At 59.8% G+C, this 15102-nt stretch carries 7 protein-coding genes; 1 reads left to right on the top strand and 6 read right to left on the bottom strand.

Going from position 1 to position 15102, the window contains the following annotated elements; all coding sequences use genetic code 11:
• The first annotated feature begins 8 nt into the window (after positions 1-8).
• Positions 9-6836 (top strand): TcdA/TcdB pore-forming domain-containing protein, encoded by a 6828-nt coding sequence (locus tag L8H52_RS20250; protein ID WP_242208449.1) that lies wholly within the window; start codon positions 9-11, stop codon positions 6834-6836.
• A gap of 86 nt (positions 6837-6922) precedes the next feature.
• Here L8H52_RS20250 and L8H52_RS20245 read toward each other — a convergent pair whose 3' ends face one another.
• The 6 genes from L8H52_RS20245 to dusB form a co-directional block, all read right to left on the bottom strand.
• Positions 6923-7519: a MarC family protein gene (locus L8H52_RS20245; RefSeq protein WP_025111770.1), complete on the bottom strand. Its 597-nt coding sequence runs from the start codon at positions 7517-7519 to the stop codon at positions 6923-6925.
• Positions 7520-7583: 64 nt separating this feature from the next.
• Entirely contained in the window at positions 7584-10361 is a 2778-nt protein-coding gene (locus L8H52_RS20240; protein ID WP_242208448.1) for a hybrid sensor histidine kinase/response regulator, read from the bottom strand.
• Between the two features lie 99 nt (positions 10362-10460).
• Positions 10461-11756 (bottom strand): phosphoribosylamine--glycine ligase, encoded by a 1296-nt coding sequence (gene purD / locus L8H52_RS20235; RefSeq protein ID WP_242208447.1) that lies wholly within the window; start codon positions 11754-11756, stop codon positions 10461-10463.
• Between the two features lie 147 nt (positions 11757-11903).
• A complete protein-coding gene (gene purH / locus L8H52_RS20230) occupies positions 11904-13511 on the bottom strand; it encodes a bifunctional phosphoribosylaminoimidazolecarboxamide formyltransferase/IMP cyclohydrolase (protein WP_242208446.1) in 1608 nt (535 codons plus the stop codon).
• Between the two features lie 83 nt (positions 13512-13594).
• Complete coding sequence (gene fis / locus L8H52_RS20225) at positions 13595-13915, bottom strand: DNA-binding transcriptional regulator Fis (RefSeq protein WP_003221275.1); 321 nt, start codon at positions 13913-13915, stop codon at positions 13595-13597.
• Entirely contained in the window at positions 13912-14922 is a 1011-nt protein-coding gene (gene dusB / locus L8H52_RS20220) for a tRNA dihydrouridine synthase DusB (protein ID WP_007914598.1), read from the bottom strand. Before dusB ends, fis begins: the two co-directional genes overlap by 4 nt.
• Positions 14923-15102: the final 180 nt, after the last annotated feature.

Below are 15102 nucleotides of genomic sequence, written 5' to 3'. Positions count from 1 at the left end.
CCGCAATCATGCACTTTGTCTGGGTGGGCGGCAGTGAAGTCGGCAGTATCCAGCGCGATTACATGAATATCTGGCGCCAGGTGCTGGCTGCCGAAAATTACCAGTTCAATCTTTGGTACGACAGCGATGCATTGCTCGCTTTCGAAATGAATCGGGTGATATCCGACAGTGCCAGAGTCGATGCGATGGAGTCGGGCGGCGACACTGTGACCAGCCCCGGTGAGCTGGCAAAGATGATTGAAGATCGTGCACGTGTATTGAAGCGCGAGATGTTTGAATACCTGCAACAGCCGCAATGGCAAGGCCACGCCGATCAGGCCCGAATCGATTTGATGGTGCGTGCGTACGGCAAGGACCGCGCGACGCTGGAGGCCTTTCGTCAACGCTGTTTGCAAAGTCATCAGCAAATGGCTGGCACCGATTTGCAGTTGCGCGATGTCGGACGGGAGTTTGCCGGGCACTTTTTACAGGATGTCTATCAACGCGAAGTGTCCATGCGCGGTAACTTTGCAGCAGCCAGCGATGTGGTGCGTTTGCAGGCCGAGTATCTGCAGGGCGGTCGTTACAGTGACATGGATTACTTGCCGCCGCTGTCCGACAAACTGGGTGGAGTCGATATAAGCGGTTTCAGTGACGAGCAGCGACTGGGGGTGCTGCAGCTTTTGCTCAATCATGACGAAACCTTGATGCCGGGGCGCGACCGCCTGCGCTACACCGACCACACGGATACGTTGCCTGTCACCCATCTCGATGCACTGCTGGCCTTTGCCCGCAGCAAGCCCGGCGTCGAGGCTATATTCGTCGCGCCACGTGAAGTCCACAGCCCGCAACACGGTCTGCGTATGGGCACGCAATTCAGCCGAGAGATGAACGCTCATCTGCTGGCACACCCGCAAAGCGAGATGACGCTCGCGGTCATGCAATTGATCCGCTTCAACTATGACTGTCTGCAAGCCGTTGAACAGTCGGCAATAGCATCGTCGGTCGACTGGTCACAGACGGAACGATTGCTCGATGTCATAGAAAACGTGATGAACGAGAAAATCGCGCAGGGGCAACTGACACGCACGCTGCAGGATTTTCTGGGCAAGTTGAGCGAGTCCATTTTAAGTTACTACCGCGATGGCATTCGCGTCGGAGCGCGCGGCACCATTACGCTGACCGGACCCGGCGCGGCGGTCACCGGATTGAAAAACCATGTCGAGACTCACCTCCTGTCGGACAACGAAGTCACGGTTCAGGAGCGTTTGCGCCTGGCGGAGGGTTACAACGTCCAGACCGAGGAGGAGGCTATCTCCGGTTGGACCGTCAATGACGACGAGGCGCAATGGCTGGCCAACGAGCAGGAAAAGTGGAAAGCCGGCAAACTCAAATCGCGTTATACCGGCCAACTGGCGGATCTGCTTCAACCGCGACAGACACTGACGTTCAAACAAGGCTGGCCCGTGGTCGGCGGTAAACCGGTACTGTTGACGGCAGTCCTGCAGCAATTGATGGATGATCTGGGCGAACCTTTTGTGCGCGCCATGAGGGACAAGCTGAGTGGTGACATCACCTTCACCAAGGGCTTTTCCATCGGCTTCGATAATCGTCAGATGATCCTTGCGCAACCTGTGCGCGCACTGCCTGTTTCCCATGGCGCCGAATCCTCGAGCAACCTCAACGAACTGTTCAGCCGCATTGCCCATGACGCTTTGCCGATTGAGCAACTGAGCCCGTTGGTGCGCGTCATGCTCGGGGGGATTTTCGGTGCGACAAGTCTGGACGATGCCGGCTTCAGCGAGGTCTGGCAAACCGTGCGTGACCTCGCTGTCGATACCGACGGTGACGGCACGTTCGCCCGTTATGACGCCGTCGAAAAAGCCATCCGCCAGCGGCAATCAGCCGATTTCGAGGCCGGGCTGGCGCGTGGAGAGGTGCCAGGGATTTTGACCTCGCGCGAACTCAAGGTGCAGGCATTGTTTGAGCCGCTGACCTTGCGGCAATGGGGCGAACGTATCGGCCAGATCAATCGCACGGCGCAGGGTGAGTACCGCTCGCGGATTCTCCAGCGCAGTGCGCAGGTGCGCGAGATGTTCGTCGAGGCCGGCGCGACCTCGGCCCGGCAACTGTCACAGGATTTGCTGATGCACAATGCCAGTGACCCAGGGCGTCGGTGTTATCCGCTGGCGCTGCTGATGGGCGCAGCGGTGGCTGCCGGCGAGTCGGCCGAACGGACGTTGGTGGGGCATGTCGCCACAGCCAACGTCAACCATCAGGAGCTTAGCTCCCAGGCATTGCTCAGTGCGTTGAACGAACTGCGGGCCCTGCCCGGCAGTGCCATCGGCGAATCACGCGGCTTGCAGAGTCTGGACACGGTCATGCAGACGCTGGAGGCGAAAACGGCGTCCAGCGTCTTCTTGCTCGACACCGGTGATCACGCTTTGCTGGTGGCCAAAGTGCAGGCTGGAGACCAATTCGTCTACCGCTTCTATGACCCGAACTTTGCCATTTACGCGTTCGCCAAAGGCGCGCAAGTGAAGCTCGGCGTTGAGCGTTATCTGAGCGCGGGCGACAGCGCACTGGCGAAGCTTTACGGGCTTGGCGAGATGGCCGCAGCGCGGTTCAACGTGATCGAGTTGAACACTGCAGCGATCGCGGCCCGCAAGCTATCGAGCGGTTTGCGCCTGGACAGTTTTTTGCTCATGCCTTCGAGTGATTCACAGCGTGTTCCGGTCTGGACAAAACAAGCCGTGGCGCGCCAGCGTTCGCTCAGCGAAAACGCGCGAATGGGCGCCAGTCTGGCGCAAATGGATGCGCGCTATTGGGCGCAGGAATTTGCTCAGGCTACGCGGCAGTTGCGCAGCGAGCATTCGCTCGGGCGGGAATATCTGCCTTTGCTGGAAACGCTCAAACCGCAGGCGGACGGGGGTTTTTCGCTGACGTTGGTCGATGCGCAGAATCGCCATCCAGCGCGCACCGTCAGTACGGCCGACCCGCGCTTCACTCAGCTCAAACAGCATCTGCATGAGAGTGTGAAGGCAGGCAACCCCGGTGGTCCGGCCGAGGCGGATGGCGGCAGTCGCTTGAGTTTCGCCTTTGCGATCCAGACGCTGATCAGCGAAATGCGTCATCGCGAATACCTGGCGGGTGATCAGGTGCCAGGCTTGTCGATCGCGCTGCAAGTACAAGTCTACGTCAGCTATGCGCAGTTGGGTTTTGGCGTGGTCAGCGATACCGCGCAGATGATCAACCTGGTGCGGCAAGTGGTGGCCAGTGAACAGGCGCTGCTCTTGCGCCAGTCGTCATTGTCTGGCCGCGTGCTCGGTCGCGCGGCAACCGGCGTTGGTTTTGCGTTCTCGCTGGTCAATATCGGCTTCGATATTTACAACCTGTCACTGGCGGAGAATCACGAGCAGCGCTCGCGCTTCTCCACATCCCTGGCGTTCAACACAGTGGCGCTGGGATTGGATATCGCCGCGTTGGCGGCAGGTGGAACGGCAGGCGCAGCCGCTGCTTTTCTGTCTGTGCCGCTGCTCGGCATCGGCATCGGTGTCACTGCCATCGCCAGTAATCTGGGGCAGATTGCCGACAAGGCAACAGCGGTCGGCAATCACCTGCGTGCCATCCACAATGCGTACCAACCGGGCGCATTCACTGTCGAAGACGGGGTGTTGCAGTTCCCGCCGGAAGCCGTCATCACCCATCTGGATTTGCAGGACCGGCGGGTGCGCTTTGACAGTCAGCGATTTTATCCGTGGGGCGGCGGTGCACTTGAATTGCCGCAATACAACGCTGATCCCAGGCAGATACACCGTTCCCTCAATATTCGGCATGCGTTCGGTCTCCCCGAAAGTGCGACGCTGAACATTCACAGAGCTGCTGCGCCTCATACCGTGGTGTTGCCGTGCACGCCGCTCTGCTACTACGGGTACGAATATCAATTGGGAGGCGCGGGCTACGTCTACGAGCCACTGCCGGGAGAGCAGGTAGAGCCTCGCATCGCCAGTGAAATGCCTGAGCCGAACTGGTACTCGTTGATCAATCCATTCACGGCATTGACCGATACGCTGAAGAATCAACTGGATGAACGCATCCACACGCGCTATCCGCAATTGCGCAACAGCGCGGCGGACAAGCTGGAGTATGACGAGCAGGGCAACCGACGCTTTTATCTGCACAGCACGCCGTCGCTCAAGCACATCCTCTACAAACTGCATCCGGTCTACAAACCGACAACGATCAGCGTGGTGCTGGACGAGCACGTGCGCCAACTGGCGGTGCCGGCCTTGCCGGTGGAATGCCAGCAAAAACTGTCCTACGAAATCAGCGCCACGTCAGACCGCTGCCAGCTACGTCTGACGCCGGGATTGAAAGCGGTGAAATTCAAAGGCGCGACCCAATGGCTGGTGCATGCCCCTTGGGCCAGCATCGAGCAGGTCAGCTTTGATGTCCTGCCCAAGATGGATGTCGACCCCCCGCAGACATACCTGGCGGGGCATCAACTGACGGTCGACGGTATCGTACTGTCGGCGTTCGAGGGGCTGATCGAGTTGGCCGGGGGAGAGTTGTTTCAACTGGACTGGCAACGCAATGCGTTGTGCCTGGTTTCCATCACCTTGGGCGATGATAAAAACACCCCGCGTGAAGTGCTTGCCCACCTGCGCAAACGAGATAAGGAGATGCGCCTAGGCACGGGGTACGTCACGCTTCAGCGGTTCAAGGTTCCGCTCAATCCGCCCAGCCTCGATGTGCGCACGACAGCCTTTTACGATGTCGCTCAAAAACGCGTGTTGTATGCGCGCGATCTGCCGGGCGAAGTCAATGAGGGTCTGATGCTCGGCGCCGCCAACACGACTCATGCGTGGTTTTATCATCCCGACCATGCCACGGTCTGGCGCGTCGATGTGATCACTGGCTCGGTCGTCCATCGTTATCGGTTACTGAGCCTGGAACCTGGTACGAAAATCACCACATTCGGGCAACTGGCTGACGGCACGCTGCGAGTCTCGCAGCAGTTGGTAGAACAAAAGTCCGTGAAAGTGCGCACGACGCTGGAGTTTCATCTGAGCGACCACGAGGTGATCCTGACGGACATCCACATGTGGTCGCCCGGTCTGGAAAACTCTTTCCTCAAGCCGGAGGAAGGCACGAGAATCGCGTTTTTCCGCCATCGCCAGAAAACGCAGCGCCCCTATGCGGACGAGACACCCGGCATGGCGTCGCCGGTCACTACCTGGACCTACGCACCGTATATTCACGCGCGTGCCTGGTCTTTCGATCAGTTGCTTGAGTGGGCATGGATTGGCGCGCATCACGACAGGTACTTCCGTGCCGACGGCGGCAGTGACGAGGACAGGGTGATGCTGATGCCTCGGTCCGCTGATCCGGCTGCTTCGCTGCTGTTTTACAGCCAGCAAAGCCAGACGCTCAGCCATGGCATCGAACTGCGCGACAATGTTTTCTGGCACAAGGCGCTGGCGAAAGATGTGATCGAGGTTACCCGTGTGGGTGAAAGCTTCCTCGCCACTCAAAACGACGGACGACTGTTCGAAATCGACCTCGGTGCCAAGGACGACAACTGGCTGTCCGAGCTTGATAGAAATGTTCTGAAGTTTGTCGGTCTCAGCCGGCATTGGCTGCAACAAAATCCCGATTGGCTGACGGCATTACCGGCGCTTGCCAGGCAATACAGTAGCGCAGCCTTTGCGATTATCGGCTTGCGTGCCCATCTGGGGCAGACATTTCTGGCGGCGTGGTGCATTGACGCAAAGCTCGTGCTGATGGACGCAACGGCTAACCGCGAGTTTGCTTTACTGGCGCTGACGCCTGATCGGCAGGCCGTTTGGTTGTTTGATGCGCGCGCCGGACAGCTTTGGCGCCAGACGCTGGTTTGCGTCGATAGGATGCGGACGGCGTTTGGCAGCGGCAGCGTGTTGTTGCATCGCGAAGCCTTGCCCCAGCCCGAACAGGTTTGGTCGTCGTGGGCGTTTTGCGAAGTGTTGCCGCACGCAGACGGCCTGCTCGGGCGTACCCGCGAAGGTGTGACGCTGCTACTGCGCGATCAGCAACCGGCGCGGATTACCAGCCTGGAAAACCGATGGTCACACGTCCCTGGTCAGACGCCAGGGCAGTTGCAGGAGCGTTTGCAACGGCGGCTGGAAGGGCAGTCCCATGCCGCATTTCTACCCGTGGAAAACACCGGTAATCGCTACCAGTACTACGTTCCGACGCTCGATCGGCTGTTTGAGGTGGCCGCACGGGACGATGGACAATGGGCAACATTCCTCGGTACGCGTGATGCGGCCAATCCGCTGCTGTTCGACCCTATTGACGAATTGCTCTTCAGTGCCGGAACAGTCGATGGCGTCTGGTTGCCGGGTAGCTATGCGCACCGTGATGAGGAAGTCATGGCGCTGGAGTTGAGTGATGATCTCGCCGAGGTGCAGCCATTGCTTGCCGACGGTGTCGAAAAGCTGATTCTGACCTTCGGTCCGCGCACCGAAGGCTACCGGATATCGGCCGAAGCCTGGCAGCGTCTGGATTGCATTGTTGTCGATGTGCGACGTCCATCTGCCGGGCAAACGCCGGAACCTGGCTTGCTGGTGCTGGATGTAGCGGAGGGTGGGCATTTGCTGATGTCGCGAGTGGCTGGCCACCTGGTACTGGCCGACCCGGACAATGGGCACAGTCTGATCATTCGCGGCGTCGAGGAGCAGGGTGAATGCGAGCTGGCGGTCAAAATGGCTGGCCGTCATTGCCTGTTCGCACTCGAACAGTGGTTGCAGGCTTTTGCGGCTGTGCAGGACGGTGACGCCATTGCCAGCCTGGCGGTGGTGGCTGAACGTCTGCCCTGAGCAGTAAATTCATCTGCACAGTAAAACGCCGCGAACGTTGTCGTTCGCGGCGTTTTTGTTTTGGCAGTTAAACCGAGGTTAGGCGCTCAAGGCACCAGATAACCTTTGACCCCGGTAAAAATGATCTGCGCCGCCAGTGCGCAGACAAACAAACCCATCAAACGACTGACAATCTGCAAACCCTGATCCCCCAGAATCCGTTCGATGCGGTTCGACAGATACAGCACCACGCCCACCGTGAAACTGGCCAGCGCAATACTCATGATCGCAGTGAGCTTGTCGTCCCAGTGCGGCTGGCTGACACCCATCACCAGCAAGGCGCCGATGGTGCCCGGGCCGACGGTCAGCGGAATGGTCAGCGGCACGATGGTCACGTCCTGCTGCACGTTGTCGGCCTGCACTGCCGGTTTGCCCTGCGCCATGCCCAGCGCCGAAATGAACAGCACGCTGCCGGCACCAATGCGAAACGCATCCACGGTAATGCCGAACACATCGAAAATCACCCGCCCGAACAAATACAGCAGAACGCTGGAGACCAGCGTCGCCACCGCGACTTTCCAGGCCAGCCGCCGTTGCTCTTTGCGTGAATAACCGCGGGTCAGACTGATAAAGCAGGACAGCACGAAGAAAGGGCTGTAGAGCACCAGCATCTTCAGGTAAACGCTGAACAACACATGGAGCATGGTGCAAGCTCACTGGCGAGGGAAGTCGAGGGGGAGTCTATCAGGCGCTACGGGGCCTGTGGACTCAGGAGGTTGGCGTCGTGGCCCGGTTCTGCTGATCACGCTGGGCCACCCAGTGCTCAATCAGCTCGCGCAGTTGCGACAGTTCGACCGGTTTGGACATGTGCCCATCCATCCCGGCCTGGCGCGCGCGCTCCTTGTGCTCGGCGAGAATGTGCGCGGTCAACGCCACGATCGGCGTGCGGATGCGCTGATTGCTGACTTCCCATGCGCGCAGTTGCTGGGTCGCCGAGAAACCGTCGAGGATCGGCATTTCGCAGTCCATCAGTACCAGGTCGTAACGCTGCGCTTTCATCGCTTGCAACGCTTCTTCGCCGTTGGCAGCGGTGTCCGGCTGCAGGTTGAGCTTACCGAGCATGCCGCGAATCACTTTGGTCGAAATCGTGTTGTCTTCGGCGACGAGGATGCGGAAATCGCTTGGCACTTTGGCGGCCGTGGCTGCAGTGACCACTTGCGGCTGGAACACCACCTGGCCTTTGTTGCGCTGGTTGAGTTCATCGGCCAGCGTGGTCTTGAGCGTGTAGCCGGCCACTGGTTTGGCGAGGATGCGTTTGATCCCCGAGTTACGCGCGATGATCTTGCTCGGCGCATTGCTGATGCCGGTGAGCATGATCAGCAAAATATCGTGGTTCAGGCTCGGGTCTTCCTTGATTTTGGCCGCGAGCTGCATGCCGGTCATGCCCGGCATGTTCTGGTCGAGCAGCACCACATCAAAGTAGTCACGCAAGTGCGCCTTGGTGCGCAACAGTGCCAGCGCTTCCTTGCCCGACGGTACGGCGCTGACATTCAGGCCCCAGGCACTGCACTGCTGCACCAGCACTTTGCGGCAGGTGTCGTTGTCATCGACCACCAGCACCCGCGCGCCTTGCAGCGGGCTGTCGAGATCCGAGGTCGGGTGTTCGAGGCGATCGGGATCCAGCGGCAGGGTCAGCCACAAGGTGCTGCCCTGATTGGCGCCGCTCTTGATGCCGAATTCGCCCTGCATCAGGCGGATCAGTTGGCGTGCGATCACCAGCCCCAGATTGCCACCCAGGCGATTGGCCGAGAGGAAGTGCTTGCTGTGCAGTTCGGCGTGCATCAGCGCATCGCGTTCTTCCTGATCCATGGGCTGGCCGCTGTCCTGCACGGCAATGCGCAGGCGCGGTTTGTTGCTGCGTTCGTCGAGGGCGACGACGATCAGCACTTCGCCTTCGTCGGTTTTCTTCAGCGCGTTTTCCAGCAGGCTCAGCAGGGTCTGGCGCAGACGGGTCGGGTCGCCGCTGATCACTCGCGGTACTTGCGGCTGGATGAAGCTGATCAGCTCGACGTTCTGCTGCTCGGCCTTGGCCCGGTAGATGCTCAGGCAATCATCGATCAAGGCGTTGAGGTCGAACTGCACGTCGTCCAGCTCGATCTGCCCGGATTCGAGCTTGGAGATGTCGAGGATCTCGTTGATCAGCGTCAGCAGTTCGTTGCCGGCGCTGTGGATGGTCTGCACGTAGTCGCGTTGCTTGACCGACAGCGGCGTACCCAGCAGCAACTCGGTCATGCCCAGTACGCCGTTCATTGGCGTGCGGATTTCGTGGCTGATCTTGGCGAGAAATTCGGCTTTTGCGTTGATCTCGGCATTGCTCGCCGCGAGGTCGCGGCTGACGCTGAAGCGGCTTTCGGTGATGCTGCGCTGACGCTCGCCGAGGGCGATGCTCATCAACAGGCCGCTGATGCAGATGAACGCCATCAGGGTCATGATCAGGCCTTGCGGCGATACCAGTGTCAGCCCCAACAGAGCCGGAAGAATGATCAGCGTACCGATGTTGAACACCACCATCGCCGCGACGAACAAGCGCGCCGGACGATAGCCCTTCTGCCAATGATAGAAGGCGACAAACAACATGCTCAGGCCGGCCAGAGCCACCAAGGCATAAGTGATGATGTTCAGCGGCAGGGTGTTGACGAACAGCAGCAACAGGCTGCAAGTGACGATGAACAGGATGTCGCCCAGCAGCAATTTGTTCAGCGGATGCGGGCCGAGCGGGGCGAAGAAACGATAGGCGAACATCAACCCGGCCGGAGCGGTCAGCAGCAACGCCAGATAGGCGCCCGGCGTCTGCACCGCATGCCAGTTCGGCAGCCACGGGCCGGCGAGATTGAGCAGCAGCAACAGACTCAGCCCCAGCAGGCCTTCACAGACCGCCAGCCACAAACTGCTGCGCGAGCGGGAGTAGGCGTAGCGCACCAGGTTGTGCAACAACAGCATGCCGAGGCAGCCGAACAACAAGCCGAAGACCAGCGTCTGATTGTGGTTGGCCGCGCTCATCACCGCCGATTGCAGGGTGACGTGCGGGCGCAACTGATGGTCGGAGACCATGCGCAGATAGACATCGAGGGGTTTGTCGCTCTGCGGCAACGGCAGCATGAAGTCGCTGCTCGGCAACGGCCGTTCGGCTTGCGGCTGGTCGGTACCGGTGTTGCGTTGCTCGATCAGTTTGTCACCGTCGAGTACATAGAGATTGAGCTGTGACAGGTCAGGGGCGAAGACCCGCAGCACTTGTTCGTGCTTGCCCGGTGCCAGCCGGAAACGCAGCCACAAGGCGCCATCGGGCTCGGACGCGGTGAGGCGGTCAAGGTCGATGGGGCTGAATTGATTGGTGTAACGAGTGGAGCGGATGTCGCTCAGTTGCAGATTGCCCTGATCATCAAGCAATACCGACCAGCCACTGCCTTGCGCGGCCTGGGCCGGGAGCATGCAGAGCAAGGTCAGCAACGTGACGGTGAAGCTTATGGCAATCCTGAGCCAGCGCACGGCGAAATCCCTTCGTAGGTTGATGCCAGAATATAACGATGCGCGGCGGCGGAACAGCCCGGCGAGGAACGGTATCCCTCGCCGGACTTGAGGTACAGCTTATTCCTGGGTTTCGCCACGCTCACGGGCAATGGCGCGGTAGCCAATGTCCTTGCGGTAGAAGCAGCCTTCCCAGTCGATGGCGGCCGCCAGCTTGTAGGCTTGCTGCTGCGCTTCACTCACGCTTGCGCCCATTGCGGTGGCGCAGAGTACGCGACCACCGGCGGTGACGACGTTGCCATCTTTCAGCGCAGTACCGGCGTGGAAGACTTTGCCTTCCAGCTTCGCGGCTGCGTCCAGACCGTTGATTGCCGCGCCCTTGGCGTAGTCGCCCGGGTAACCGCCAGCGGCCAGCACGATGCCCACGCTCGGACGTGGATCCCACTGTGCTTCAACCTTGTCCAGCGCTTGCGCCAGAGCGGCTTCGACCAGCAGCACCAGGCTCGATTGCAGACGCAGCATCACCGGTTGGGTTTCCGGATCGCCGAAGCGGCAGTTGAACTCGATGACTTTCGGGTTGCCGGCCTTGTCGATCATCAGACCGGCATAGAGGAAACCGGTGTAGACGTTGCCTTCTTCGGCCATGCCGCGCACGGTCGGCCAGATCACCAGATCCATCACGCGCTGGTGCACGTCGGCGGTGACGACCGGGGCAGGGGAGTAAGCACCCATGCCGCCAGTGTTCGGGCCACTGTCGCCATCGCCGACGCGCTTGTGGTCCTGGCTGGTAGCCATCGGCAGCACATTCTTGCCGTCGACCATGACGATGAACGAAGCTTCTTCGCCGTCGAGGAATTCTTCGATGACCACACGCGAACCGGCATCACCGAAAGCGTTGCCAGCGAGCATGTCGCGCACGGCGTCTTCGGCTTCGGCGAGGGTCATGGCGACAATCACGCCTTTACCGGCGGCCAGGCCATCGGCCTTGATCACAATCGGCGCGCCTTTTTCACGCAGATAAGCCAGGGCCGGCTCGATCTCGGTGAAGTTCTGGTAGTCGGCGGTCGGGATCTTGTGGCGCGCCAGGAAATCCTTGGTGAAGGCTTTCGAGCCTTCCAGCTGCGCAGCACCAGCGGTCGGACCAAAGCAGTCCAGGCCACGGGAGCGGAACAGGTCGACAACGCCAGCCACCAGCGGCACTTCCGGGCCGACGATGGTCAGGGAAACGTTTTTCTCGGCGAAATCGGCGAGTTGCTCAAGGGCCAGCACGTCGATGGCGACGTTTTCGCACTTGGCTTCAATGGCGGTGCCAGCGTTACCTGGTGCAACAAAAACCTTCTGCACGCGCGGATCCTGAGCCACTTTCCAGGCCAGGGCGTGTTCACGGCCACCGCTGCCAATGATCAAAACATTCATTTCAAAAACCTCAAAAATCTGTCAGGCGCTGCTGGAGCGCTTTATGTGGGAGCGAGCCTGCTCGCGAAAGCGGTGTGTCAGTCAAAACAGCTATGACAGACAGATTGCATTCGCGAGCAGGCTCGCTCCCACATTTGAACCGGTATATCAGTGACGGAAATGACGCATTCCTGTGAACACCATCGCGATGCCAGCCTCATCAGCAGCAGCAATCACTTCAGCATCACGCATCGAGCCGCCCGGCTGGATCACCGCAGTGATGCCGACCTTGGCCGCATTGTCCAGGCCGTCACGGAACGGGAAGAATGCATCGGAGGCCATTACCGAACCGGCAACTTGCAGGCCGGCATGCTCAGCCTTGATCGCGGCGATACGCGCCGAGTTTACGCGGCTCATCTGGCCAGCGCCGACACCGATGGTCTGACGGTTCTTGGCGTAGACGATGGCGTTGGACTTAACGTATTTGGCGACTTTCCAGGCAAAGATCAGGTCGTGGATTTCCTGTTCGGTCGGGGCGCGTTTGGTCACGACTTTCAGGTCATCGGCGCTGATCATGCCGATATCGCGGCTCTGTACCAGCAGGCCGCCGTTGACGCGCTTGTAGTCCCAGGCAGCGGCGCGGTCAGCCGACCACTCGCCGCAGGCCAGCAGGCGCACGTTGGCTTTGGCCGCGACGATGGCGCGGGCTTCTTCGCTGACGCTTGGGGCGATGATCACTTCAACGAACTGACGCTCGACGATCGCTTTCGCGGTCTCGGCATCCAGTTCACGGTTGAAAGCGATGATGCCGCCGAATGCTGACTCGGTGTCGGTGGCGTAGGCCAGTTCGTAGGCCTGACGAATACCGCCTTCAGCGTCCGGGCTGACCGCCACGCCGCATGGGTTGGCGTGCTTGACGATCACGCAGGCAGGTTTGACGAAGCTCTTCACGCATTCCAGCGCGGCGTCGGTGTCGGCCACGTTGTTGTACGACAGCTCTTTGCCCTGCAGTTGGGTCGCGGTGGCGATGCCGACTTCGGCAGGCTTGGCTTCAACGTAGAACGCCGCGCTCTGGTGCGGGTTCTCGCCGTAGCGCATTTCCTGAGCCTTGATGAACTGGCTGTTGAAGGTGCGCGGGAATTCGCTGCGACCGGAAGTCGAGAGGGTTTCAGCCGCCTGATTCACGGTGCCCATGTAGTTGGCGATCATGCCGTCGTAGGCCGCGGTGTGTTCGAAGGCCTTGAGCATCAGGTCGAAACGCTGCGCGTAGGTCAGGCCACCGGCCTTGAGGCCTTCGAGCACGCTGGCGTAGTCGCTGGCATTCACCACGATCGCTACGTCTTTGTGGTTTTTCGCTGCCGAACGGACCATGGTCGGGCCGCCGATGTCGATGTTTTCGATGGCGGTCGGCAGGTCGCAGCCTGGCTTGTTGATGGTGGCTTCGAACGGGTACAGGTTGACTGCAACCAGATCGATCGGCTTGATGCCGTGCTCGTTCATGATTGCGTCGTCGATACCGCGACGACCGAGGATGCCGCCGTGGATTTTCGGGTGCAGGGTTTTTACCCGACCGTCCATCATTTCGGCGAAACCGGTGTAATCCGCGACTTCCACAGCGGCTACGCCGTTGTCCTGCAGCAGCTTGAACGTCCCGCCGGTGGAGAGGATCTCGACGCCCAGGGCTTCAAGCTCCTTGGCGAATTCGAGGATCCCGGTCTTGTCGGAAACGCTGATCAAGGCGCGGCGGATCGGCAGGCGGGTAGTCTGGTCGGTCATCTCAATTTCCATCAAAAGCAAAGGAAGTCAGCAAAAAAGGCGACCGTTTTTTACGCGGGCGCCTTTCTGGTTTGATTGAATGCTTACAGCAGATCGTACTGCTTGAGTTTCTTGCGCAGCGTGCCGCGGTTAAGTCCCAGCAGCTCGCTCGCCTTGGTCTGGTTGCCCTTGACGTAGTTCATCACGCTTTCGAGCAGGGGCGCCTCGACTTCGGAGAGCACCAGGTTGTACACGTCCGTGACGGACGCGCCCTCAAGGTGGGCGAAATAATTGTGCAGCGCCTTCTCGACACTCCCGCGAAGGGTCTGACCTTCTTCGCTCGGGGTGTTGAGGTGCTGTTTCAAATTCACGTTGTCGCTCACGGGTGCTGTTCCACTCACTAAAGTCTCGGTCATCATCGTCATGCGGCCACCCCTTCTTCGTCCCCTGTCAGGCTCTTGTAATGCTCGGCGAAAAACTCCCGAACATTGGCGCATTGTGTTTCCGTACCATCCAAACGATTGAAGTGGGCGCGAAACTCCCTGGCGCCCGGCAAGGTTGCGAGATACCAGCCCACATGCTTCCGGGCAATGCGCACGCCCATCACGTCCCCATAGAAAGCGTGAAGTGCGGCCAGATGCTCCAGCAGTATGTGTTCCACCTCGATCAGCTCCGGTGCCGGCAATTTCTCGCCGGTACGCAGGAAGTGTTCGATCTCGCGAAAAATCCATGGCCGCCCTTGGGCGGCTCGGCCTACCAACAGGCCATCGGCACCGGTTGCGTCGAGGACGTAACGGGCCTTCTCCGGCGAATCGATATCGCCATTGGCAAACACCGGAATCGACACCGCCTGCTTGATCGCGGCAATCGTGTCGTACTCGGCTTCCCCTTTATACAGATCGGCACGAGTGCGGCCATGCACTGCCAGCGCCGTAATGCCGGCCTGCTCGGCGATCTTCGCCACGGTCAGGCCGTTCTTGTTGTCGCGATCCCAGCCAGTGCGGATCTTCAGGGTCACCGGCACATCTACCGCAGCCACAACGGCCTGCAGGATCTCGGTGACCAGTGCCTCGTCCTTCAACAACGCAGAACCGGCGGCCTTGTTGCAGACCTTTTTTGCCGGGCAACCCATGTTGATATCAATAATCTGTGCGCCCAGTTCGACGTTAGCCCGGGCTGCATCCGCCAGCATCTGCGCATCACCACCGGCAATCTGCACCGAGCGTGGCTCGGGATCGCCTTCGTGGATCATGCGCATGCGCGACTTGCGGGTGTTCCACAAGCTCATGTCGCTGGTGACCATTTCCGAGACTACAAGCCCTGCGCCCAAACGCTTGCACAGCTGACGAAAGGGCTGGTCGGTGACGCCCGCCATGGGGGCGAGAATCAAGCCGTTCTGCAATGTGTATGGGCCGATGCGTACCGCCGACATAGGACTTCCCTGAGGTGGGGCCGGATCATGAGAGTTCGAAAAAGGGTTGGCATGATACCCGCTCTCGATGACTGGATAAAGGCTGAATTGAACAAAATCTGAACAGTTATTCTGTTATCGCCACGGGTTTGGTTGTGGGTGGCAAAGTCAGAAAACCGCCGTCAATTGGAAAGCGACGCC

Source organism: Pseudomonas sp. CROZ-RG-20F-R04-15 (genome assembly GCF_022662375.1).
Classification (GTDB): Bacteria; Pseudomonadota; Gammaproteobacteria; order Pseudomonadales; family Pseudomonadaceae; genus Aquipseudomonas.
This window is presented reverse-complemented; position numbering and strand designations above follow the sequence as displayed.